Source organism: Streptomyces sp. NPDC001822, assembly GCF_042892135.1.
In the GTDB taxonomy this organism is placed as follows: domain Bacteria; phylum Actinomycetota; class Actinomycetes; order Streptomycetales; family Streptomycetaceae; genus Streptomyces.
Genome location: NZ_JBIATW010000007.1, coordinates 1 through 22,375, shown reverse-complemented (window position 1 = coordinate 22,375; position 22,375 = coordinate 1). Strand labels below are relative to the sequence as shown.

General features: G+C 72.2%; 25 protein-coding genes and 1 pseudogene. 12 read left to right on the top strand and 14 right to left on the bottom strand.

Annotation, left to right across the window (positions count from 1 at the left end; genetic code table 11):
• Nucleotides 1-2: 2 nt before the first annotated feature.
• On the top strand, nt 3-521 hold the full coding sequence (locus ACFYY2_RS17825) for a hypothetical protein (RefSeq protein ID WP_388743502.1): 519 nt from the start codon (nt 3-5) through the stop codon (nt 519-521).
• A 9-nt stretch (nt 522-530) separates the two neighbouring features.
• Here the strand turns inward: ACFYY2_RS17825 and ACFYY2_RS17820 are convergent, their stop codons facing one another.
• Nucleotides 531-1,283, bottom strand: coding sequence for a hypothetical protein (locus ACFYY2_RS17820; RefSeq protein WP_388743499.1), 753 nt, complete (start codon nt 1,281-1,283; stop codon nt 531-533).
• 170 nt (nt 1,284-1,453) lie between these two features.
• Here ACFYY2_RS17820 and ACFYY2_RS17815 point away from each other — a divergent pair, with 170 nt between their 5' ends.
• The 3 genes from ACFYY2_RS17815 to ACFYY2_RS17805 are packed head-to-tail and all read left to right on the top strand — an operon-like array spanning nt 1,454 to nt 4,454.
• Entirely contained in the window at nt 1,454-2,728 is a 1,275-nt protein-coding gene (locus ACFYY2_RS17815; RefSeq protein WP_388743496.1) for a magnesium transporter MgtE N-terminal domain-containing protein, read from the top strand.
• Nucleotides 2,718-3,278: a DUF1003 domain-containing protein gene (locus ACFYY2_RS17810; protein WP_388743493.1), complete on the top strand. Its 561-nt coding sequence runs from the start codon at nt 2,718-2,720 to the stop codon at nt 3,276-3,278. Before ACFYY2_RS17815 ends, ACFYY2_RS17810 begins: the two co-directional genes overlap by 11 nt.
• Nucleotides 3,279-3,320: 42 nt before the next feature.
• The gene (locus ACFYY2_RS17805; protein WP_388743491.1) at nt 3,321-4,454 is read left to right on the top strand and encodes an Mrp/NBP35 family ATP-binding protein; all 1,134 of its coding nucleotides are present in this window, start codon (nt 3,321-3,323) and stop codon (nt 4,452-4,454) included.
• Nucleotides 4,455-4,515: 61 nt separating this feature from the next.
• Here the strand turns inward: ACFYY2_RS17805 and ACFYY2_RS17800 are convergent, their stop codons facing one another.
• The 5 genes from ACFYY2_RS17800 to sigE all read right to left on the bottom strand — a co-directional run bounded on the left by ACFYY2_RS17800 (nt 4,516) and on the right by sigE (nt 9,527).
• Nucleotides 4,516-5,178, bottom strand: a complete 663-nt coding sequence (locus ACFYY2_RS17800) for a hypothetical protein (protein WP_388743488.1) — start codon at nt 5,176-5,178, stop codon at nt 4,516-4,518.
• Between the two features lie 126 nt (nt 5,179-5,304).
• The gene (locus tag ACFYY2_RS17795) at nt 5,305-5,760 is read right to left on the bottom strand and encodes a sec-independent translocase (RefSeq protein WP_388743485.1); all 456 of its coding nucleotides are present in this window, start codon (nt 5,758-5,760) and stop codon (nt 5,305-5,307) included.
• Between the two features lie 108 nt (nt 5,761-5,868).
• Nucleotides 5,869-7,743 (bottom strand): trypsin-like peptidase domain-containing protein, encoded by a 1,875-nt coding sequence (locus tag ACFYY2_RS17790; RefSeq protein ID WP_388743483.1) that lies wholly within the window; start codon nt 7,741-7,743, stop codon nt 5,869-5,871.
• A 90-nt stretch (nt 7,744-7,833) separates the two neighbouring features.
• The gene (locus ACFYY2_RS17785) at nt 7,834-8,769 is read right to left on the bottom strand and encodes a zf-HC2 domain-containing protein (protein WP_388743480.1); all 936 of its coding nucleotides are present in this window, start codon (nt 8,767-8,769) and stop codon (nt 7,834-7,836) included.
• Nucleotides 8,766-9,527, bottom strand: a complete 762-nt coding sequence (gene sigE / locus ACFYY2_RS17780) for an RNA polymerase sigma factor SigE (protein ID WP_388743478.1) — start codon at nt 9,525-9,527, stop codon at nt 8,766-8,768. Before sigE ends, ACFYY2_RS17785 begins: the two co-directional genes overlap by 4 nt.
• Nucleotides 9,528-9,705: 178 nt before the next feature.
• Here sigE and ACFYY2_RS17775 point away from each other — a divergent pair, with 178 nt between their 5' ends.
• On the top strand, nt 9,706-10,371 hold the full coding sequence (locus tag ACFYY2_RS17775; RefSeq protein ID WP_099174635.1) for an O-methyltransferase: 666 nt from the start codon (nt 9,706-9,708) through the stop codon (nt 10,369-10,371).
• 126 nt (nt 10,372-10,497) lie between these two features.
• Here the strand turns inward: ACFYY2_RS17775 and ACFYY2_RS17770 are convergent, their stop codons facing one another.
• Complete coding sequence (locus tag ACFYY2_RS17770; RefSeq protein WP_003966491.1) at nt 10,498-10,665, bottom strand: DUF3117 domain-containing protein; 168 nt, start codon at nt 10,663-10,665, stop codon at nt 10,498-10,500.
• A 325-nt stretch (nt 10,666-10,990) separates the two neighbouring features.
• On the opposite strand from ACFYY2_RS17770, the gene ACFYY2_RS17765 reads away from it, so the two are divergent.
• A complete protein-coding gene (locus ACFYY2_RS17765) occupies nt 10,991-11,803 on the top strand; it encodes an enoyl-CoA hydratase/isomerase family protein (protein ID WP_388743475.1) in 813 nt (270 codons plus the stop codon).
• 6 nt (nt 11,804-11,809) lie between these two features.
• Here ACFYY2_RS17765 and ACFYY2_RS17760 read toward each other — a convergent pair whose 3' ends face one another.
• Both ACFYY2_RS17760 and ACFYY2_RS17755 read right to left on the bottom strand, forming a co-directional pair.
• Nucleotides 11,810-12,391 (bottom strand): DNA-3-methyladenine glycosylase I, encoded by a 582-nt coding sequence (locus tag ACFYY2_RS17760; RefSeq protein ID WP_388743473.1) that lies wholly within the window; start codon nt 12,389-12,391, stop codon nt 11,810-11,812.
• Nucleotides 12,388-12,777, bottom strand: a complete 390-nt coding sequence (locus ACFYY2_RS17755) for a DivIVA domain-containing protein (RefSeq protein ID WP_388743471.1) — start codon at nt 12,775-12,777, stop codon at nt 12,388-12,390. Before ACFYY2_RS17755 ends, ACFYY2_RS17760 begins: the two co-directional genes overlap by 4 nt.
• Before the next feature lie 169 nt (nt 12,778-12,946).
• Between ACFYY2_RS17755 and folP the strand changes: the two genes are divergently transcribed.
• Nucleotides 12,947-13,819, top strand: coding sequence for a dihydropteroate synthase (folP, locus tag ACFYY2_RS17750; protein WP_388743468.1), 873 nt, complete (start codon nt 12,947-12,949; stop codon nt 13,817-13,819).
• An 85-nt stretch (nt 13,820-13,904) separates the two neighbouring features.
• Here folP and ACFYY2_RS17745 read toward each other — a convergent pair whose 3' ends face one another.
• Together ACFYY2_RS17745 and dapE are read right to left on the bottom strand one after the other, a co-directional pair.
• Complete coding sequence (locus ACFYY2_RS17745; protein ID WP_388743466.1) at nt 13,905-14,690, bottom strand: TIGR00730 family Rossman fold protein; 786 nt, start codon at nt 14,688-14,690, stop codon at nt 13,905-13,907.
• An 85-nt stretch (nt 14,691-14,775) separates the two neighbouring features.
• Nucleotides 14,776-15,855 carry a succinyl-diaminopimelate desuccinylase gene (dapE, locus tag ACFYY2_RS17740; protein WP_388743463.1) on the bottom strand — a complete coding sequence of 360 codons (1,080 nt, stop codon included), beginning with the start codon at nt 15,853-15,855 and terminating at the stop codon, nt 14,776-14,778.
• Nucleotides 15,856-15,917: 62 nt separating this feature from the next.
• Between dapE and ACFYY2_RS17735 the strand changes: the two genes are divergently transcribed.
• A complete protein-coding gene (locus tag ACFYY2_RS17735; protein ID WP_388743461.1) occupies nt 15,918-16,826 on the top strand; it encodes a hypothetical protein in 909 nt (302 codons plus the stop codon).
• A gap of 297 nt (nt 16,827-17,123) precedes the next feature.
• Nucleotides 17,124-17,468 carry an ATP-binding protein gene (locus tag ACFYY2_RS17730; RefSeq protein ID WP_388743458.1) on the top strand — a complete coding sequence of 115 codons (345 nt, stop codon included), beginning with the start codon at nt 17,124-17,126 and terminating at the stop codon, nt 17,466-17,468.
• Nucleotides 17,469-17,547: 79 nt separating this feature from the next.
• On the opposite strand, the gene dapC is transcribed toward ACFYY2_RS17730, so the two are convergent.
• Nucleotides 17,548-18,678: a succinyldiaminopimelate transaminase gene (gene dapC, locus ACFYY2_RS17725; protein WP_388743455.1), complete on the bottom strand. Its 1,131-nt coding sequence runs from the start codon at nt 18,676-18,678 to the stop codon at nt 17,548-17,550.
• Nucleotides 18,679-18,751: 73 nt separating this feature from the next.
• Nucleotides 18,752-19,072: a ferredoxin gene (gene fdxA / locus ACFYY2_RS17720; RefSeq protein ID WP_014154250.1), complete on the bottom strand. Its 321-nt coding sequence runs from the start codon at nt 19,070-19,072 to the stop codon at nt 18,752-18,754.
• A gap of 117 nt (nt 19,073-19,189) precedes the next feature.
• Between fdxA and ACFYY2_RS17715 the strand changes: the two genes are divergently transcribed.
• The gene (locus ACFYY2_RS17715) at nt 19,190-20,191 is read left to right on the top strand and encodes a GNAT family N-acetyltransferase (protein ID WP_388743452.1); all 1,002 of its coding nucleotides are present in this window, start codon (nt 19,190-19,192) and stop codon (nt 20,189-20,191) included.
• Nucleotides 20,192-20,220: 29 nt separating this feature from the next.
• On the top strand, nt 20,221-21,078 hold the full coding sequence (locus tag ACFYY2_RS17710) for a transglutaminase-like domain-containing protein (RefSeq protein ID WP_388743449.1): 858 nt from the start codon (nt 20,221-20,223) through the stop codon (nt 21,076-21,078).
• Between the two features lie 31 nt (nt 21,079-21,109).
• Here ACFYY2_RS17710 and ACFYY2_RS17705 read toward each other — a convergent pair whose 3' ends face one another.
• Nucleotides 21,110-21,700, bottom strand: a complete 591-nt coding sequence (locus tag ACFYY2_RS17705; protein WP_388743447.1) for a dihydrofolate reductase family protein — start codon at nt 21,698-21,700, stop codon at nt 21,110-21,112.
• A 342-nt stretch (nt 21,701-22,042) separates the two neighbouring features.
• Here ACFYY2_RS17705 and ACFYY2_RS17700 point away from each other — a divergent pair.
• Nucleotides 22,043-22,375: pseudogene (locus ACFYY2_RS17700) on the top strand (coagulation factor 5/8 type domain-containing protein); the annotation flags it as partial.

Below are 22,375 nucleotides of genomic sequence, written 5' to 3'. Positions count from 1 at the left end.
GCATGACTGCTGCTGAGGCGTTGGTTGCCCGGGCCCTCGTCGAGGAGGCCACCAAGAAGTCCGGCCTGATCTGGCTGCGGGGCACGGGTCCCGCCCAGGCGGTCTGGCACGTCTGGCACGAGGGCGCGGCGGTGCTCGTCGGTGACGGCCCGGACGAGCAGCCGCTGCCCGCCGGGATCGACGCCGGCGCCACCGCCGAGGTGACCGTGCGCAGCAAGGACAAGGGCGGCAGGCTGGTGGCCTGGACGGCTGCCGTCAGCGTGCTGGAACCGCACTCCGAGGAGTGGGAGGCGGCCGTCGGCGAGCTCAGGGGCAAGCGGCTGAACGCCCCGGACGCCGAGCGGCTGGCCGAGCGCTGGGCACGCGAGTGCCGGGTCGTACGGCTGGTTCCCGGCTCCTCCAGCACGGAGCTCCCGGACGGCTCGCTGGCCGCGCCGCCGCTGCCGTCGGGCGCGACCACCGGGCGTACGGCGCCCGCCGCGCTCCCCCGGCTGCTGCTGAAGCGCCGCGGGAGGCGCTGACCACCCCGCTCAGCCCGAGGACCTGGGCAGCTCGCCGCCGTAGTCGACGGTGTCGTCCTCGGACGGGGGCTCCAGCTCGAAGGCCGTGCCCCAGTCGGCGAGGGTGACCGTGCCGCCGCCACCGCCACGGGCCACGCGCAGGGGATACGGAGTGCCCCGGAGCGAGACGTCCAGCGCCCCGCCCTCACCCTTTCCCCCCAGGATCTGCACGGTCTTCACCCCGCCGACGGTGCCCCGGTCACCCTTGTTGATCTTTCCGTGCAGTGCCAGCATCCCGCCGAGCAGCGTCTTCTTCTCCGTGAAGCCGCGCAGTTGGCGATAGGCCGGGTCGTTCTCCGGCACCTTCACGTACTTGCCGTCGAGCTTGTCGGCGGCCCGGTCGCTGCCGTCGTCGCCCTTCTCGTCGTTCCAGAAGCCCGCGTCGGCCTTGAGGAAGAGCGCGTCACCGACCCGCAGCAGGGCGAAGGTGCTGTGCCTGGATGTCACCGATCCCATGCCGCCCTCGCCGCTGAGCTGCATGTTCAGGGTGTAGGTGCCGCCCTTGCTGACGAGCTTGCCGGTCAGGCGCACGGCGTCGGCCGCGTCCGCCGCGGCGCGCGCCTTCCTGTCGATCTGCGCGGCCGTCAGTTTGCCCACACCGTTGGTCCCCTTGTCCGGATCCTCGCCGGCACAGGCCGTCAGCGCGGCGGTCAGCCCCGCGCAGAGCACCACGGCGAGAGCGGTCCGGCGGCGGGCCCGGACGGCCGGGGCGGAAGAGGTCACGGGCGCACTGCCTCTCATCTGTGTGTCGGGGGTGGCAGACGGCAGCGTACCCGTGCCGCGTACGCCATTCGGCAGAGCTCCGTACGGACGGTCCGCCAGGGCACCGCGCACCGGGACGGGCTAGCCTGATCACGGCCAGGAGGACGCGGGGACCGAGGGAGGCGCACAGTATGGCGGCAGGCGCCCCCAGGGTTTTCGTCTCACATCTGTCCGGCGTACCGGTGTTCGATCCCAACGGCGATCAGGTGGGCCGCGTCCGCGATCTGGTGGCGATGCTCCGGGTCGGCGGGAAGCCCCCGCGCCTGCTGGGCATGGTCGTCGAGGTGGTGAGCCGCCGGCGGATCTTCCTGCCCATGACCCGGGTCACGGGCGTCGAGTCCGGCCAGGTCATCACGACCGGTGTCGTCAACATGAGGCGCTTCGAGCAGCGCCCGACCGAGCGACTGGTCCTCGGCGAGTTCCTCGACCGGCGGGTCCGCCTCGTGGAGACGGACGAGGAGGTGACCGTCCTCGACGTCGCCATCCAGCAGCTTCCCGCACGCCGCGACTGGGAGATCGACAAGTTCTTCGTCCGCAAGGGACGCGGCGGAGCGCTGCGGCGCAAGGGCGAGACCCTGACCGTGGAGTGGTCGGCCGTCGAGGGCTTCTCGCTGGAGGAGCACGGGCAGGGCGCGGAGAGCCTGGTGGCCACCTTCGAGCGGCTGCGCCCCACCGATGTCGCCAACGCCATGCACCACTTGACGCCCAAGCGCCGGGCCGAGGTCGCCGCCGCCCTGGACGACGACCGGCTCGCCGACGTCCTGGAGGAGCTCCCCGAGGACGACCAGGTGGAGATCATCGGCAAGCTCGAGGAGGACCGCGCGGCGGACGTCCTGGAGGCGATGGACCCGGACGACGCGGCCGACCTGCTCTCGGAGCTGCCGGAGGCCGACAAGGAACGCCTGCTGGCCCTGATGCGTCCCGACGACGCGGCCGACGTACGCCGGCTCCTGTCCTACGAGGAGCGGACGGCGGGCGGTCTGATGACGACCGAGCCGATCATCCTGCGGCCGGACGCCACGGTCGCGGACGCGCTGGCCAGGGTCCGCCAGCAGGACCTCTCCCCCGCGCTGGCCGCGCAGGTCTACGTCTGCCGCTCGCCCGACGAGACGCCCACCGGCAGGTACCTGGGCACCGTGCACTTCCAGCGGCTGCTGCGGGATCCCCCGTACACCCTGGTGAGCTCCATCGTGGACAGCGACCTCGTCCCGCTGACGCCGGACACCCCGCTGCCCGCGGTGACCAGTTATCTGGCCGCCTACAACCTCGTCTCGGTGCCCGTGGTCGACGAGAGCGGTTCGCTGCTGGGCGCGGTGACCGTCGACGACGTGCTCGACCACCTGCTCCCGGAGGACTGGCGCGAGACGGACTTCCAGGGCGAGGAGGGGATCGCGGGTGGCGGCTGAGGACCGTACGCGGACGGCACAGACGGGCGCCTCGGGCATCGTGCGCCCCCCGAGGCCCCGGCTCGACCAGCCGAAGGCCCCGCGGCGCCGGCTGCTGCCCGAGTACGACCCCGAGGCGTTCGGGCGGTTCTCGGAGCGCATCGCCCGCTTCCTGGGCACCGGGCGATTCATCGTCTGGATGACGCTGATCATCATCCTGTGGGTGGTGTGGAACGTCTTCGCGCCCGAGGGCGTCCGCTTCGACGAGTACCCGTTCATCTTCCTCACGCTGATGCTGTCCCTCCAGGCCTCCTACGCCGCACCGCTGATCCTGCTCGCCCAGAACCGCCAGGACGACCGCGACCGGGTCACCCACGAACAGGACCGCAAGCAGAACGAGCGGTCGATCGCGGACACCGAGTTCCTCAGCCGGGAGATCGCGGCGCTCCGCATGGGCCTCGGCGAGGTCGCCACGCGGGACTGGATCCGCTCGGAACTGGAGGCCATGGTGAAGGACATGGAGGAGCGCCGGCTGCTCTCGCAGGGCGAGAGTGACGAAGGCGACCGCTGACGGGCTACCCGCGCGTAGCCCCCGGCGCCGTACCATCGTCCTATGGCTACGGAAGACGCGGTGCGCGAAGCACTGGCGACAGTGAACGATCCGGAGATCCACCGACCGATCACCGAACTGGGCATGGTGAAATCGGTCGCGATCGATCCTGACGGTGTGGTCGCTGTCACCGTGTACCTCACGGTCTCCGGCTGCCCGATGCGCGACACGATCACCCAGAACGTCACCGACGCGGTCGCACGCGTCGAGGGCGTGTCGCGGGTCGAGGTCACCCTCGACGTGATGAGCGACGAACAGCGCAAGGACCTCGCCTCGGCGCTGCGCGGCGGCACGGCGGAGCGCGAGGTGCCCTTCGCCAAGCCCGGTTCGCTGACCCGGGTGTACGCGGTGGCCTCCGGCAAGGGCGGCGTCGGCAAGTCCTCGGTGACGGTGAACCTCGCCGCGGCGATGGCCGCCGACGGTCTCAAGGTCGGCGTCGTGGACGCGGACATCTACGGGCACAGCGTGCCGCGGATGCTCGGTGCGGACGGCAAGCCCACCCAGGTCGAGAACATGATCATGCCGCCGTCCGCGCACGGCGTGAAGGTGATCTCCATCGGGATGTTCACCCCGGGCAACGCTCCCGTGGTGTGGCGCGGACCGATGCTGCACCGCGCACTGCAGCAGTTCCTCGCGGACGTGTACTGGGGCGACCTGGACGTCCTGCTGCTCGACCTGCCGCCGGGCACCGGTGACATCGCGATCTCGGTGGCCCAACTGGTGCCCAACGCCGAGATCCTGGTCGTCACGACCCCGCAGCAGGCCGCCGCCGAGGTCGCCGAGCGGGCCGGCTCCATCGCCGTGCAGACCCACCAGAAGATCGTCGGTGTCGTCGAGAACATGTCGGGCATGCCGTGCCCGCACTGCGACGAGATGGTCGACGTCTTCGGTTCGGGCGGGGGACAGCGGGTCGCCGACGGGCTGACCAGGACGGTCGGCGCCGAGGTGCCGGTCCTCGGGTCCATCCCGATCGACGTACGGCTGCGGGAGGGCGGCGACGAGGGCAAGCCCGTCGTCCTGTCCGACCCGGACTCCCCGGCGGGCTCGGCGCTGCGGTCCATCGCGAGCAGGCTGAGTGGCCGTCAGCGCGGCCTCTCGGGCATGTCGTTGGGCCTCACACCGCGCAACAAGTTCTGAGCTGTCACACGGGTGGGGGCCGCCTCTTCGCTGAGGCGGCCCCCACCCGTGTGCGTGTGGCTCAGGCCTCGTAGGAGGCGATGTCGCCGATCACCGCGAATCCCAGGCCGTAGGCGCTCATGCCACGGCCGTAGGCGCCGATGTGGACCCCGTCCGGCGCCGATCCCGCGAGCACCCAGCCGAACTCGGACTCCCGGTAGTGGAACTCCACCGGCACCCCGTCCACCGGGAGCGACAGCCTCGACCACGGCTCGCGGTCCAGGTCGTCCGCGAGTTCGAACGCGGTCTCCGTCTGCTGATTCAGCCATTCGCCACGCAGGGTGTGGTCCATCTGCGGCGGCCACGTGCAGTCCAGCAGGCCCGAGCCCGCCAGCCACGCGGCCGACGAGACCGTGGTGGCGTCCAGCACTCCCGTACCGTCGTCGCTGTCCCTGACGGGGTTGTTGCCCACGGTCACGACCACCGCGAAGCGCGCCTTCTCCGCCCCGGCGTCGGCCCGTACGACGGGCTCCTCGCCGTGCCCGGTGGAACCGTGCTGCACCGTGTCGTCCGCGGCCGCGGTGACGTGCATCAGCCAGCGCGGCCCGGTGAAGGCCCCGTCCAGTCCGTACCAGGGGAACGGCGCCTTGAGATAGCCGTCGACAGTACGCCGGGTCGCCGGCACCCCCTCTGCGGTGACTGCGCTGGGCGCATCGTCCGCCCCTACCCGACTCGTCGTCTCCATCTGTCCGGCCGCCTCCTCGATCTTTCACTGATCCGGAGCGGCCCTCCCCCCATGGGCATGGGCAACCTCGCTACCGGACAGATGGAGAATAGCCATACCGTCCGGACGAGTCGGGATTGACGGGTCTCAGGTGGCGTCTGCGTCGAAGGGCGGGCGCTCGTCCTTCGCGGGCTGCGCGGACTTCTTGAGCAGATCGGGCGCACCCGCCGCGGCGGCGCCGGAGGCGGCCGCCGTGCCGGCGGCAGCCGCGGTCTCCCTGCCGTTCACCGCGTCGGTGACGTCCGCCAGCTCCTTGCGCAGGTCGAAGCTCTCCCGGATCTCCTTGAGCCCCAGGTCGTCGTTGCCGTCCATGAGTTGCTTGCGGACGAACGTCTTGGGGTTGAGGTCCTCGAACTCGAAGTCCTTGAACTGCGGGCCGAGCTCCGAGCGGATGTCCTCCTTCGCGCTGTCCGAGAACTCCCGGATCTTGCGGATGGTGCGCGTGACGTCCTGGATGACCTTCGGCAGCTTCTCCGGGCCGAATACGAGCACGGCGAGAACCACGAGCGTCAGCAGCTCGAGTGCGCCTATGTCATTGAACACCTTGATGCTCCTCGTGTTCTCTGCGAGTTCTCCCCCGCCAGGTCACCGGGGCCCGGACCGCTCCACGGTACCCGGCCGAGCTGCCGACGCGGTACCTGCGGGTGGCCGTCAGGTGCCGCTCGCCGAACCCAGCGTCAAAGTCATGGACAGGTCTTTGCCACCACGCGTCAGCCGGAGGCGGAGCTCGTCGCCCGGCCTGTGGGCACGGATCTTGACGATCAGTTCCTCGCCGCTGTGCACGCGCTGGCCGTCGACCTCGGTGATGACGTCGCCCGCGCGGATGCCCGCCTTGTCGGCGGGTCCCGCCTCGGTCACGGCCGGTCCGCCGCTGTCCGCCTTGCCGCCGACCTTGGCACCGTCCCCGGTGAACTCCATGTCCAGCGTGACGCCGATCACCGGGTGGGTGGCCTTGCCGGTGTTGATCAGCTCCTCCGCGACGCGCTTGCCCTGGTTGATCGGTATCGCGAAGCCGAGACCGATGGAGCCGGACTGGCCGCCTTCGGCGCCCGCGGCGCTGTCGGCGGCCCGGATGGCGCTGTTGATCCCGATCACCCTGGCCTCGGTGTCGACCAGCGGTCCCCCGGAGTTGCCCGGGTTGATCGGGGCGTCCGTCTGCAGGGCGTCGACGTAGCTGACGTCGGTGCCGTCGCCCTTCTCGCCGCCCGCGGTGATGGGCCGCTGCTTGGCGCTGATGATCCCGGACGTCACCGTGTTGGAGAGGTCGAACGGGGCGCCGATGGCCACGACCGGATCGCCGACCCGCACGTTGTCCGAGTTCCCGAGGGGCAGCGGCTTGAGTCCCGACACACCGGAGACCTTGACGACGGCCAGGTCGTAGCCGCTGTCCTTGCCGACGATCTCGGCGGCCGCGGTCTCGCCACCGCTGAACGTGACAGTGATGTCGCCGGTCGATCCGGCCGGGGCGACCACGTGGTTGTTGGTGAGGATGTGGCCCTTGTCGTCGAGGACGAAACCGGTGCCGGTCCCGGACTCCGCGGAGCCGTCGACGTGGAGGGTGACCACGCTGGGCAGCGCGCTGGCGGCGATGCCCGCGACGCTGTCGGGCGCCCGGCCGCCGTTGTCCCGGTCGGCCTGCTGGAGTTCGACGGTGGTGAGGCCGCCGTTGCGCTCGACGTACGCGCCGATCCCGCCGCCTATGCCTCCCGCGACGAGGGCGAGCAGCGCGGCGCCCACCAGCAGGGAACCGCGTCGGCCGCCGCGCGGCCGCATGGTGTCGGCCACGGGGCCGGGGTGGCTCAGCGGCTGCTGGGGGGCGCCCCACGGGTCGTAGCGCGTCCACTGCGAGGCCTGCGGGTGCGGGTCCCGGGGAGGCTGCACCGGGGCGCCGGGCTGCTGGGGCACGACGGGCGAGGGGGGCGGCGGCGCGTAGCCGTCGGCGGGCACCGGCACGGGCGCGGCCAGGGGCGTCCCGTGGCTCCCGCTCCCCGCGTGGGGCGGGGGTACGGGCGTCCCGTGGGCCGGGGTCGGCACGGGGCGCTGCACCGGCGGCGCGGGAGCCCACGGCCCGGGACCGCCGTAGGGCGGGGTGCTGTATTCGTCGGGTGCGTGCAGCGGCTGCGCACGGGGCGCCGGGGCGAACGGCTCGGGAGCGGCGGGCGGCTGCGCGGCCGGCGCCGCGGCCGGGTGACTCTCGGGCCCGGGCTCAGCAGTGCCGGGAGCGGGGTGTACGACGGCCGGCGGAGCGGGGGTGTAGTCCTCCCCACCGCGCTCGGCCGGCGGCACGGGCGCGTGACCGGTCCGGTCCGCGGGCGGCAGCGGGGGCGCGGGTGTGTAGTCCTCCGGTTCGGCGGCCCGGGGCTCCGGGCCCCCGGGGGGCGTCGGCGCGGGCACACCGTGTCCGGTGGTGCCTGCCGGTGTGCCGGAGACGGCAGCCGCGTCCTGCGGACCGGCCTGTCCGGGCCGGCCTGTCGAGGGCCGGCTCCACCACTTCGTCTTCGGCCCGCTGGGCCTACCGTCGTCCATGCTCTCCCCGCAACTGGCCCTCGCACGCCTCACAGGGGCGTCCCTCCCGGGAATTCAACCAGGTTTGCGAATCCGTGCGCAGGCCCCTGGTCAGCGCAGCGGGGAAAGCGCCGTGGCGCGGTCGGCCGGCAGCGGGGCGGAGGCCGTCGCGGAAGGTACGGGCAGCACCGGGTCGGTGCCCGGGCCGAGCGCCGCCGAGTACAGCGGGCCGGCGTCGGTCGGCCGTATCAGCGGCGGGACCGAGACGTTGAGCACCGGAAAGGCGGCGGTGCCGCCGGCGAACGCGGACGCGTTCAGCAGCGCGGGTGCGGAGGCGAGCAGGGGCCTCGCGGACGAGGACGGTGCGGCGGCCGGCAGAGGGCCCCGGCCCTCGGCGACGGCGAGCGCTCCGCCCCGGCCGGCGGCACGTGTGCTGCCGGTCCGCTCCTCGGCGGTCAGGGGGGTCGTGCCGGTGCCGGCCTCCTCGGCGCTCAACGGCGCCTCGGGTGCGTAGTCGAGGGGGAGCGCGCCACCGAGCGCGATGGCCGCGAGCGAGACCGCACTGGCCGCCGCGAAGGCGAAGCGCCTGCCGCGCCAGGGGGAACGGTCGGCGTCCCGGCCCACGGCGTGGATGCGGAAGCCCGAACCGGACGGACCGCCCGGCAGCACGGCGGTCGAGCCGTGGACCGTGGGCAGATATCCGAGGTCTCCCAGGGAGGTGCGTCCCTTGTTCACGGGACCGCCCGGCTGCATGACGGGGAGGATCCCCTCGCCGAAGCTCCGGCCGCCGGGATTCCCTCCGTCACCGGGGCCCGCGGGAAGCCCCTGGAGCCGGGCGAGGAACCCCTCGGAGGGCGAAGGCGCCGCGGAGGACGCGAAGGCGCTCTTCAGCCGCCGCTGGGCGTCGGCCTCGGCCTTGCACCTGGCGCAGGTCGCCAGGTGGGCCAGGACCCGCTCCCGGGCGTCGTGTTTGAGCTCGCCGTCGACGAGCGCGGCGAGCCGGTCGCCCAGATGCTGCTCCGCGGGGGTCGCACCTGTGCCGTTCATGCCGAGCCCCCCTCCCCCGCCAGCACCGCGTCCGCCAGGGAACGCTGCTCGGCGCGCGCCTCGGGCGAACGGTGGCGGAGCGCCTTGCGCAGGTGCGAGCGGCCGCGGTGGATGCGGCTGCGCACGGTGCCGAGCTTGACGCCGAGCGTCGCGGCGATCTCCTCGTACGAGAGGCCCTCGATGTCGCAGAGCACGACAGCGGCACGGAACTCCGGCGCGAGGGTGTCCAGCGCCTGCTGCACGTCCGCGTCGAAGTGCGTGTCGTTGAAGACCTGCTGCGGGGACGGTTCACGGCTGGGCAGCCGCTCGGCCGCGTCGTCGCCGAGTGAGTCGAAGCGGATCCGCTGCTTGCGGCGGACCATGTCCAGGAAGAGATTCGTCGTGATCCTGTGCAGCCAGCCCTCGAAGGTGCCGGGCGTATAGGTCGACAGCGACCGGAAGACGCGGACGAAGACCTCCTGGGTGAGATCCTCGGCGTCGTGCTGGTTACCCGTCAGCCGGTAGGCGAGTCGGTACACGCGGCCGCTGTGCGTGCTGACGATCTCTTCCCATGAGGGCGGGGTCCACGCCTGAGAGTCCGCATCTGATGCGAAGGTCGCGGTCGGTGCGGAGTCGTTGGAAGAACGGTCAGCGGTGTTGGTCACGGATTTCGGCTCACCCGCCGACCTGAGAAAGCGCCGCAGCACTCCTCCCCGATCCACAGGCGCAGCCGCACCTCCCCTATCGGCTCTGGTGGTGTCCAGTGGAGCCCCTACCATAGCCACCTCGCCCGTTAGCTCCGGATAAGCCTTTTTACCTGGTCGTGCCCCGGTGTCACCTGGGGCAAGAGGCACATTCCGGGCCATGCCACGGGGACCGGTCCGGCTGTTCTCCTCCACCCCCACATAACGCCCGGTCCCATCTGCGGGTTCCCGGGCGCAGCGGATACAGTCACCGTTGCGCCAACTACGGGGACAGGAGAGGGTCATTACCGCCAACCGGCAGACGAGCTGGGCATTCGCCGACGCCTTTGTCGCCGAGGAAGAAGCTCTGCTCTGGGCCCGGGACCGGGCCCACGAGACGGGGCTCCGCCCGGTGTCGTCAGGCACCGGCGCGGCGTTGCGCCTGCTCGCCGCCACGGCGGACGCCAAGGCGGTGGCCGAGATCGGCACCGGAACGGGCGTGTCGGGCATCTACCTGCTGCAGGGCATGCGCCCGGACGGCGTCCTGACCACCGTCGATCCCGAACCGGAGCGCCAGCAGTTCGCCCGTGAGGCCTTCCGGGCGGCCGGCTTCGCCACGAACCGGGCCCGCTTCATCCCCGGCCGCGCCCTCGACGTGCTTCCCCGGCTCGCCGACGGCGGATACGACCTCGTCTTCTGCGACGGCGACCGGTTGGAGAGCCTGGACTGCCTCGCTGAATCGTTGCGCCTGCTCCGGCCCGGCGGTCTGGTCTGCTTCGAGGGCGTCTTCGCGGACGGCCGCACGATCGACTCCGCGGCGCAGCCGGCCGAGGTCCTCCGTCTGCGGGAGCTGCTGCGGGCGGTGCGCGAGAGCCAGGAGCTCATGGCCACACTCCTGCCGGTGGGCGACGGGCTGCTGTGCGCGGTGCGGCGCGGCTGACCGCCCGCCGCCGCCCGCCGATCCGGGCGCGGCACCGCCGCACGCCCCCCGCCACCGAGCCGGGACGCACCACTGCCCCGGCACGGAGTCCGTGCCGGGGCAGTGGTGAAGTGTGGGCGCTCCGCCTCAGCCGACGACCTTCTTCAGGGCGTCACCGAGTGCATCGGCCTCGTCCGGAGTCAGCTCGACGACAAGCCGACCGCCGCCTTCGAGCGGAACGCGCATGACGATGCCCCGCCCCTCCTTTGTCACCTCGAGCGGGCCGTCGCCCGTCCGCGGCTTCATGGCCGCCATGCTCGTTCCCCTTCCTGAAACCAGCTCATCGCAACCGGCGGCTCCATGACAGGCGCTGCCTCACCGGCGTCGAACACAATGCTTCCTTCGCATTATCCCGCATCAGGGACCCCGATGACCAACATCGGTCGGCATCGCTTGCGCAACGCGCTTTCCCATAACCACCCAATTCGGGGATCCAGCTGCGATACTGCGCCACCCGCGACCTCCCGTCGAGGTCCAATCGTTAGACGCAGGTCACATGTCCGGCCCGCCCGGAGTCCGCCATGCTTGCCTCGACAGTGCCCGGACGGGCATGACGCCGGAGCCGTAAGGGGATCAAGGAATGGCCGACACCATGGCTGACGCCGTGCTCACGGACGTGAGCGACGGGCTCGCGACGATCACGATCAACCGCCCCGACGCGATGAACGCCATGAACACCGCCGCCAAGGTCGCACTCCGCGACGCACTCCGGGCGGTCGCGGACGACCCCGCCGTACGGGCGGTTCTGCTCACCGCGACCGGGCGCGCCTTCTGCGTCGGCCAGGACCTCAAGGAGCACGTCGCCAAGCTGTCCGAGGCTCGCGCGTCGGGCGGCGGCAACGCGCTCAGCACCGTGCGGGAGCACTACAACCCCATCGTGCGCGCCCTGACCGAGATGCGGAAGCCCGTGGTGGCAGGGGTCAACGGGGTCGCCGCCGGGGCCGGCTTCGGCTTCGCGCTCGCCGCCGACTACCGCGTGGTCGCCGACACCGCCTCGTTCAACACCTCCTTCGCGGGCGTGGCGCTGACCGCGGACTCGGGGGTCTCCTGGACGCTGCCCCGGCTGATCGGCCCCGGCCGCGCAGCCGACCTGCTCCTCTTCCCCCGCTCGATCTCGGCACAGGACGCCTACGAGCTGGGCATCGCGAACAAGGTGGTGCCCGCCGCCGACCTGGCGAAGGAGGCGCTGGCCGTGGCCCGCGCCCTCGCGGACGGCCCGACGGTGGCGTACGCGGCGCTGAAGGCGTCGCTGGCGTACGGCGCGGCGCACTCGCTCTCCGAGACGCTGGAGAAGGAGGACGAACTCCAGACGCGGGCGGGCGCGTCGCAGGACCACACGATCGCGGTCGAGGCGTTCCTCGCCAAGCGGCCGCCGGAGTACCTGGGCAGGTAGGACCCGCTACCGGCCGCCCCGGGCCACACAGTCGGCGAGGTGGTCGTCGACCAGGCCGCAGGCCTGCATCAGCGCGTAGGCCGTCGTGGGACCGACGAAGCGGATGGACCGCTTCTTCAGCTCCTTGGCCAGGGCGGTGGACTCCGGGGTGACCGCGGGGACGTCGCCTAGGGTGCGCGGGGCGGGCCGGGAGGCCGGATCGGGGGCGTACGACCAGATGAGGTCGTCCAGCTCCCCCGGGCTCCAGCCCGCCAGCACCTCGGCGTTGGCGAGGGTGGCGTCGATCTTCGCGCGGTTGCGGATGATCCCGGTGTCGGCGAGGAGGCGTTCCCTGTCGGTGCCGGTGAACTTCGCGACCGCGGGGATGCTGAAGCCGGCGAACGCGCTGCGGAACCCCTCGCGGCGGCGCAGGATCGTCAGCCACGACAGCCCCGACTGGAAGGCCTCCAGGCAGAGCCGCTCGAACAGGGCGTCGTCTCCGTGGACCGGACGGCCCCACTCGGTGTCGTGGTAGGCGAGGTAGTCGTCCGTGGACAGGCCCCACGGGCAGCGCGGGCGGCCGTCCGCCGCCGGCTCCGTGCCGCTCATCGTCCGTCCTCCCCGTCCTGCGCGCCGCCCTTCCCGCCGGTGAGGGGTTCACCCGGGTGCTTGAACAGGTCGGGCCCCGTGACCGCCGTCGCCTGTGCCCCGGCCAGGGCGGACTCCAGCTCCGCGATGTGCGCGTCCCGCTCCGCGAGCTCGGCCCCGAGCCGGCCGAGGGCCTCGTCCACGTCCGCCATGCGGTAGCCCCGCACCGACATGGGCAGCCGCATGGCCTCGACATCGGCGCGGCCGACCGGGCGGTTCGCGGGCAGCGGGTCCGTGAGCCGTTCGGGCTCGACGTCCTGCAGCACCGCGCTTCCCCCTCCCCCGACCACCGCGAGGGTGACCGCGGCCACGACCACGACCATCGTGACGAGCAAGAACCAGAACACGTGCGTCTCCCCGGGAGCGGAATGGCTGTCCGGGTCAGATGGTGCCACGTGCCACCGACAGTCAGGGTTTTCCGTACGGGACGGCACGGACCGGCGCACCAGGTGCCGGGACGCCGTGTGATCGCGGGAGGGCCTAAGGTCGCAGGCGGGCTACAGGAAGGAACCAGGAATGCGAAGCGGGGCGCTCAGGCTCGGGCGGCGGGAATTCGGGCCGCACGAACCGGTGATCATGGCCATCGTGAACCGGACTCCCGACTCCTTCTACGACCAGGGCGCGACGTTCCGGGACGAGCCCGCGCTGTCCCGGGTCGAGCAGGCCGTCGCGGAGGGCGCCGCGATCATCGACATCGGCGGGGTGAAGGCCGGGCCCGGCGAGGAGGTCACCGCGCAGGAGGAGGCGCGCCGCACGGTCGGATTCGTCGCCGAGGTGCGCCGCCGCCACCCCGACGTGGTGATCAGCGTGGACACCTGGCGGCACGACGTGGGCGAGGCGGTCTGCGAGGCCGGGGCCGACGTGCTGAACGACGCGTGGGGCGGGGTCGACCCGAAGCTGGCGGAGGTCGCCGCGCGGTACGGCGCGGGACTGGTGTGCACCCACGCCGGCGGCGCCGAGCCCCGCACCCGGCCGCACCGGGTCGCGTACGACGACGTGATGGCGGACATCCTGCGGGTGACCGTGGGTCTCGCGGAGCGGGCCGTGGAGCTCGGGGTCCGGCCGGACGGGATCATGATCGATCCCGGTCACGACTTCGGGAAGAACACGCGGCACTCCCTGGAGGCGACGCGCCGGCTGGACGAGATGACCGCCACGGGCTGGCCGGTGCTGGTCTCGCTGTCCAACAAGGACTTCGTCGGGGAGACGCTCGACAGGCCGGTGAAGGAGCGCGTGATCGGCACGCTCGCGACGACGGCGGTGTCGGCGTGGCTGGGGGCGCAGGTGTACCGGGTGCACGAGGTCGCCGAGACCCGGCAGGTCCTGGACATGGTGGCGTCCATCGCGGGCCACCGGCCGCCGGCGGTCGCGCGGCGGGGGCTGGCGTAGCGGAGCGCCGCCCGCCTTCGCACGCCGCCTCGCGCCGGGCGGGAGGCCGTGCGGAGACGGCCGCCCGCCCGCCACCGGCTGCGGCCTAGCGGCCCACTTCCTTGGTGACCAGCCTGACCGCCTCGTCCACGTCGTCCGTGATGTGGAACAGCATCAGGTCCCGCTCGGACGCCTTCCCGCCGGCGACGACCGTGTCCCGCAGCCAGTCGACGAGACCGCCCCAGTAGGCCGAGCCGAACAGGACGATCGGGAAGCGCGTCACCTTGCCCGTCTGGACCAGGGTCAGCGCCTCGAAGAGTTCGTCCAGCGTGCCGAGGCCGCCGGGAAGGACGACGAAGCCCTGGGCGTACTTCACGAACATCGTCTTGCGGACGAAGAAGTAGCGGAAGTTGACGCCGATGTCGACGTGCGGATTGAGCCCGGACTCGAACGGCAGCTCGATGCCGAGGCCGACCGAGACACCCTTGGCGTCCCGCGCCCCCTTGTTCGCCGCTTCCATCGCGCCGGGGCCGCCGCCGGTGATGACCGCGAATCCGGCCTCGACCAGCGCCTTGCCGATCCGCACGCCGGCCTCGTAGTCCGGACTGCCGGCCGGGGTGCGGGCGGATCCGAAGACGCTGATGGCGCTGGGGAGTTCGGCCAGCGCGCCGAAGCCTTCCACGAACTCCGACTGGATCCGCATGACCCGCCAGGGGTCGGTGTGCACCCATTCGGAGTCGCCCTCCGAGTCCAGCAGCCGCTGGTCGGTCGTGCCGGGCTGGACCTGCTCCCTGCGTCGCAGCACCGGACCCGTCCGCTGTTCCTCGGGCTTCACCGCACCCTCGGGAATCTGCGCGCCCTCGGGGATCCGTGCGTCCTCCGGGTTGCCCATGACCTGCTCCCTCCGCCGACCTGCGATGTGCGTGTGTCGCTTCAGCGTAGATCGGCGGAGGTCACCCGCAGGTGAATGCCGTGGGTCAGCTGGTGAGCCAGGAGCGCAGGCGCTCCTCGCAGTGGGTGATCCGGTCGACCGACACGTGCTCGTCCCGCTTGTGCGCGAACAGCGCGTCGCCCGGACCGAAATTGACCGCCGGGACGCCGAGGGCGCCGAAGCGGGACACGTCCGTCCAGCCGAACTTGGGCTGGGCCGTGCCGCCGACCGCCTCCATGAAGGCCTTGGCGGCGGGGTGCGAGAGGCCGGGCATCGCCGCACCGGAGTGGTCGTCGACGGTGAACTCCGCGACTCCGCAGTCCTCGAAGACCTCCCGCACGTGCGCCTCGGCCTGCTCGGGGGTGAGGTCGGGGGCGTACCGGTAGTTGACGACCACGGTGCAGGAGTCCGGGATGACGTTGGTGGCGACGCCGCCCTCGATACCCACGGCGTTGAGCCCCTCGTGGTACTCCAGGCCGTCGATGACCGGGCGGCGCGGTTCGTACGCGGCGAGCCTGGCGAGCACCGGTGCGGCGGCGTGGACGGCGTTGGAGCCCATCCAGCTGCGCGCGGAGTGGGCCCGCTCCCCCGCGAGGCGCAGGTGCACCCGGACGGTGCCCTGGCAGCCGCCCTCGACCTGTGCGTCGGAGGGTTCCAGCAGGACGGCGAAGTCCGCGTCGAGCCAGTCGGGGTGCGCGTCGGCCACGTGCCCGAGACCGTTGAGGTGGGCGGCCACCTCTTCGTTGTCGTAGAAGATGAAGGTGAGGTCCCTGTTGGGCTCGGGCACCGTCGCCGCGATCCGCAGCTGGACGGCGACACCGGACTTCATGTCGGAGGTCCCGCACCCCCACAGCACGCCGTCGGCGTCGAGCCTGGACGGCACGTTGTCCGCGGTCGGCACGGTGTCGATGTGCCCGGCCAGGACGACACGTTCACCCCGGCCGAGCCGCGTCCTCGCCACGACGTTGTTCCCGTGGCGGTCCACGGTCAGGTGCGGAAGGGTGCGCAGGGCCGCCTCGACGGCGTCGGCGAGGTCCTTCTCCTGCCCGCTGACCGACGGGAAGTCGACCAGCCGAGCCGTGAGCGCGGGGCCGTCGAGTGAAAGGTCGAGCGTGTGTCCATCCATGGCCACGAGCCTAAGGGAATCGGGTCTCGGCCCCGGTCGTACTCTCCAGTACGGTGGGCCCCGTGCCCACGACCACCGCCTCGCCCCGCCGCCGCCGCCGAAGCCTCCTCTACCGCTTCTCGGCAGGCCTCGTCGTGTTCGTGGCGGTGGCCTGCTACCTGGCCCTGCAGTACCTCTCGGGCAACAAGGGCTCGCCCCGTTGCACCGCCGGTCCGGCGGACGGCGGCGAGGGGCGCACCTACGAACTGAGCCCGGAGCAGGCCGCCAACGCCGCGACGGTCTCCGCCGTGGGCACCACGCGCGGCCTGCCGGAGCGGGCCGTGACCATCGCCCTGGCGACCGCGATGCAGGAGTCCTCGCTGCACAACATCGATCACGGCGACCGGGACTCCCTCGGACTCTTCCAGCAGCGCCCCTCGCAGGGCTGGGGCACTCCGGCGCAGATCATGGACCCCGTCTACTCGTCCGGGAAGTTCTACGAGCACCTCGCCGACGTCCCGGGCTATTCGCGGCTGCCCCTGACCGTGGCGGCGCAGCGGGTGCAGAAGAGCGGGTTCCCGCAGGCGTACGCGAAGCACGAGCCGGACGCCACGCTGCTGGCCGCCGCGCTGACCGGCCGGGAGCCCGCCTCCCTCACCTGTTCGTCCTCCCCGGCCACCGCCCCGGGGCCGGGAGACGCGGCCGAGGTGCGCGCCGATCTGGTGCGCGCCTTCGGGAAGGGCGTCCTGCCCCCCGCCTCCCCGTCCGCGGGCGCCGCCGCCGCGAGCACGGTCTCGGTGCCCGTACCGGCAGAGGACGGCGGGTCCTCCCGGCGCGGCTGGGAGCTGGCCCACTGGGCGGTCGCCCGCGCCGATGCCCTGCGGATCGACCAGGTCTCGTACGCGGGCCGGATCTGGACCGCCGACACGGGCTGGCGGACGGAACGTGAGGATTCGGGCTCCGAAAGCGTCCGGATGAGGCTCGCTCACTAGTACGCCCCATCCTCCGTACGGGCCGTCCGGCCTCCGCTCGCCGGCGTCTCCCGGGCCGCCCCTCGTGTGAGGGCTATCGCCTTGTGGCGCAAGGGAAGTGACGCTTCATCAGGACGCGGCCGAATACCCCGTTCGCCCGGGTTCCTCCGTTGCGGATTATCTGACGCATTGCGCAGTCTTTACCTCCGCGCCCCGCAACCTTCCCCGCCCCCGGACCTGTTGTTCAGTGCGTCCGATCACCGGACAGGCGGATCCCGCATCCGCCGGCAACCGATGACGTCCCGCCGAAGGAGCAACATGTCCCTCCCCCTGACCCGCCGGATCGCCCGTGCCGCACTGCTGATCGCCGCGGCGGCGCCCGTGGTCGGCGCGGCCGGCGCCGCGAGCGCCGCGGGGCTTCCGCAGACCCCCGCACTCGGCGGCCTGACCTCGCTCGACGGCGCGGGCCTGAGCAGCACGCTGGACTCCACCTCGAAGCAGGGTTCCGAGGTCGCGAACGACACGGGCGGCAAGGTGGTCGGCACGACCCTCCCCGCCGCGGGCAAGTCCCTGCAGCAGGCCGGCTCCGTGGCCGAGGGCGAGCTGTCGGGCGACACCCTCCCGACCAAGAGCCTGCCGACCGAGGGCCTGCCGATCGGCTGACGAGCCGTGTGCGCGCACGGACGCGCGAAGGGGCCTCGGGAGTGCGCACTCCCGAGGCCCCTCGGCGTTCAGCCCGCTGTCAGGCCAGCCGCGCGGCCGCCGCGTCGACACGCTCGTCCGTGGCGGTCAGCGCCACCCGCACGAAGCGGTCGCCTGCCGGGCCGTAGAAGTCGCCGGGCGCGACGAGGACGCCGAGTCCGGCGAGGTACGCCACGGTGTCCCAGCACGGCTCGTCGCGGGTGGCCCACAGGTAGAGGCTCGCCTCGCTGTGCTCGATCCGGAAGCCGTGGGCCTCCAGCGCCGCCCGCAGAACCGCGCGCCGTCGGGCGTACCGCGCTCGCTGCTCCGCCACGTGCTCGTCGTCGCCGAGCGCGGCCACCGTCGCCGCCTGGACGGGCGCCGGGGCCATCATCCCGCTGTGCTTGCGGACCTGGAGCAGCTCGTGCAGGACGCCCGCGTCCCCCGCGATGAAGGCCGCGCGGTACCCGGCGAGGTTCGATCGCTTGGAGAGCGAGTGGACGGCGACGAGGCCCTCGTACGTCCCGCCGCAGACGTCGGTGTGCAGCACGGAGACGGGCTCGGCCTCCCAGCCGAGTTCCAGGTAGCACTCGTCGCTGAAGACCAGCACCCCGTGTTCCCGCGCCCAGGCCACGACGCGGATCAGCTCGTCCTTCGGCAGGACCCGGCCGGTCGGGTTGGAGGGGGAGTTGAGCCAGAGGAGCTTGAGCCCTTCCGGGTCCAGCTCCGTCGGGTCGTCGTAGACGACGGGCTCGGCGCCGCAGAGCCGCGCCCCGACCTCGTAGGTCGGGTAGGCGAGCCGCGGGTAGGCGACCTTGTCACCCGCGCCGAGGCCCAGCTGCGTCGGAAGCCAGGCGACCAGTTCCTTGGAGCCGACGACCGGCAGCACGTTCTCGTGCGCCACGCCGACCGCGCCGAGCCTGCGCTCCACCCAGCCCGTGAGGGCGTCCCGCAGCGCCTCGGTGCCCCACACCGTCGGATAGCCGGGACTGTCCGACGCGGCCGTCAGTGCCGCCCTGATCAGCTCGGGCACCGGGTCGACCGGAGTGCCGACCGACAGGTCCACGATGCCGTCCGGGTGGGCGGCGGCCGTCGACTTGTACGGCGCGAGCCTGTCCCAGGGGAACACCGGGAGGCGGGAGGAGACGGGGGCTGCTGCGGACACGGAACTCTGCTTTCTCGTACGTGGCATGGCTGCCGGAAAACACCTCGGTCCCGCACGGTGACGAGCCGTACGGGACCGGGCGGCGCTCGTGCGGCCGTCGCTACTGGTTCTGCGGCGGCAGCGCGGCGATGAACGCGTGGTCGCGCTCGATGAGGCCCAGCTTGGAGGCGCCACCCGGGGAACCGAGGTCGTCGAAGAACTCGACGTTCGCCTTGTAGTAGTCCTTCCACTCCTCCGGGGTGTCGTCCTCGTAGAAGATGGCCTCGACCGGGCAGACCGGCTCACAGGCTCCGCAGTCGACGCACTCGTCCGGATGGATGTACAAGGACCTGGAGCCCTCGTAGATGCAGTCGACGGGGCACTCTTCGATGCAGGCCTTGTCCTTCACGTCGACACAAGGCTGCGCGATGACGTAGGTCACGCTGTCGTTCCTCCTCGGTAGGGCGTTGGCTCTCGCGCGGGAGCGCGGCGTCGTCGATGCCCGCCCCTAGTATCTCCGTTCCGGGGCACGATCCGAACAGGAGGGGCGTACAGAGCTGTGGAATTCACCATCGGCGGACAACTCGAGGTTCGCATGACGCCTGCTGACGTGGGCAAACGCGTCTCCGTGCGGCGCGTCGCCGAAGCCCCCTCCGAGGGTGCCAGGTTCACCGATACGGTCGGTGTTCTCACATCGTGGGACGACGGCGTACTGTCGGTCACGACGAAGCACGGCCGGATTGTCCGTATTCCGGAATCCTCGCTGGTGGCGGGGAAGATCGTGCCCCCGGCCCCGGCACGCCGCCGGGGACCGGCCGCCGCCTTCGCGGAACTCTCCCTGGCCACCGCACGCGCCTGGCAGCCCGTGGAGAGCGAACCGCTCGGCGCGTGGCGGCTGCGCGCCGCGGGCGGCTTCACCCGCCGCGCCAACTCCGTGCTCCCGCTCGGCGATCCGGGACTCCCCCTCGGCGAGGCCCTGGAGCGCGTGAAGGCCTGGTACGCGGCCCGGGACCTGCCCGCGTACGTCCAGGCCGCCACCGGCGCCGAGGGGACGCAGGAGCAGCTGTGCGCCGGTCTGGAGGACCACGGGTGGCGGCGCGAGGTGTCGGCCGAGGTCCGGATCGCGGCGCTGGCACCCGTGGCGGACCTGGACGCGGACGTCTCCGCCGTGCGGACCGCCCGGGAGACGGACGCCGCGTGGCTCTCCCGCTACCAGCGCTTCGGCACTCCGGGTCCGCACGTGCTGGAAGTGCTGGGGAGCGGGCCCTCGGTGTGGTTCGCCTCCGTACCGGGCGAGGACGCGGACGGCGTGCCCGCCGCGATCGGCCGGTGCGTGGTGGACGGCCGCTGGGCGGGCTTCATGGCCGTAGAGGTGGGCCCGGAGTACCGGCGGCGCGGTCTGGCGAAGGCCGTCATGGCGGCGCTGGCGCGCGTGGCGCTCGACGAGGGCGCCTCGGCCGCGTGGCTGCAGGTGGAGGCGGACAATGAGGGAGCCCGCGCCCTGTACGACGGCATGGGCTTCGCGACCCACCACCTCTATCACCACTTCCGGCCCGCGTAGCGGGGACAGCAGCAGGGGTACGTGTTCACATGAACGCTCAGGATTCCGGCACCGCCGAACGCCGGCGACGGTTCGCCGAGGAGGCGCGCGCCGAGCGCCCGGACCTCGCCCTGCTCTGCCTGCTGCTGGGGGCGGAGGCGTACACGGCACCCGGTCCGGCCGGGGAGACCGACCCGCACGGCATCGACGCCGCGCAGATCGAACTCGACCGGCTGGCCGGCCTCCTCCCCTACGGCGCCCGCGACGCCCGCGCATGGGCGTCGGCTCTCGCGGAACTGCTGGGCGGACGCTGCGGTTTCACGGGCTCGCCCCCGGACTACCAGCGGCTCGAATCGTCGCTGCTCCAGCAGGTGCTGCAGCGCCGCAGAGGGCTGCCCATCCTGCTCTCCGTGGTCTGGATCGAGGTCGCGCGGCGGGCCGGCGCGCCGGTGTACGGGGTGGCCCTCCCCGGCCACTACGTCGTCGGCTTCGGCGACCCGGCGCAGCGCGTGCTGGCCGACCCCTTCGCCGGCGGCGTCCCGTTGAGCGGCGAGGACGCCGAGCTGCTGGTGACCGGCACGACGGGGGCGGCGTTCGAGCCGTCGGCGCTGGTGCCCGCCAGACCTCTGGAGACGGTGCTGCGCATCCTGAACAACGTCCGGGCCTGGGCTTCGGCCCGCCCCGAGCGCACCGACGTGGCGCTGTGGGCGCTCGACCTCTCCCTGCTGCTGCCCTCGCACCCGGCCAGGCTCCGCTACGAACGGGCCCAGCTCCTCGTGCAGCGGGGCGAGTTCATGCGCGGAGCGGCCGAGATGGACGAGTACGCGGAGATCGTCGACGGTATCGAGCCGACGGCGGCCGAGGCCATCCGCCATCGCGCCCAGGCCGCCAGGGCGCTGCTGAACTGAGGGCTGGACCGGGTGCGTCAGCGGCAGGCCGTCAGCCGCGGGCGTAGGTGAGGAACGCCGCGCCGCTCTCCATGACGGTGTGGTCCGTGAGGCGCCAGACGCGCGGGTCGAAGGCGGCCGTGCGGCCGAAGAGCGGGATACCCGCGCCGGTGGTCACCGGACCCAGCTTGACGATGAGCTGGTCGATCTCCGTGTAGAGGGCGCCCGCCAGTTCGCCGCCTCCGATCAGCCAGAGGTCCTTGCCGTCCTCCTGCTTCAGCTCGCGCACCCGCGCCACCGGATCGCTCGCGACCAGTTCCACGGCCGGGTCGGGGCTCTCGGTCAGGGTGGTCGAGAACACCAGGTGCCGCAGGTGCGGGTAGGCGTCGGTGATTCCGGCGCGGAGGCCGACCTCGTACGTCCTGCGTCCTTCGAGGACGGTGTCGAAGTGCGTGCCCTCCGCGGTGACGCCGAGGGCCTGCCTGGCGGGTGCCGGCAGGGTCTCCGGGTACTCCTCGGCCAGGTGGCGGACGTAGTCGGCGGGGATCGGCCAGAAGCCGTCGGGCCCCGAGGGATCCGCGCCGTCCGGCCCCGCGATGAAGCCGTCGAGGGTGACGGCGATGTAGTACACGAGTTTGCGCACGGAAGGTTCCCCCTGGATCGGTTGCCGACTCGACCGGCCGACGAGCGCCTCAATGATCACCACGCTCCCGGTCCGGCGCAATACCGGGATACCGGGGGCGGGCGCGACGGCCGGCCGCCATCGGATGAACTCGCGGGCAGGGAGATCCCGGCACAATGCAGCCCAACTGCATTCCTTCTTGTGTCACTTGTTGCCGCCTCAGCGACGGAGGGGACGGTTCTCGCGCACACGTCTTGACGTGTCCAGGTCGACAGCGGTTACATCGGCTCTGCGAGAGAGCGCTCTCTCGCTCTCTCGCAGGTTTTGTCGTGCACACGTTCCACGACTCAGGAGACGTCATCCATGCAACATCCCCCCACGCACACCGCACCCCCCACCGCTCCTCGCACGCACCGCCGCTCCAGAGCCCTCGGTTTCGCCGCGCTCGCCGTCTCGCTGCTCATGGCCGTCCCCACCGCCCAGTCGGCTTTCGGTGAGGAATCCTCCGCCCTGGCCGGCGGGGGTGACCTCGGGCCCAACGTGCTGGTCTTCGACCCCTCGACGCCGGACATACAGGCCAAGGTCGACGAGATCTTCAAGAAGCAGGAGTCCGCCCAGTTCGGCACGGGCCGCTACGCGCTCATGTTCAAGCCGGGCACCTACAACAACATCAACGCCCAGATCGGCTTCTACACC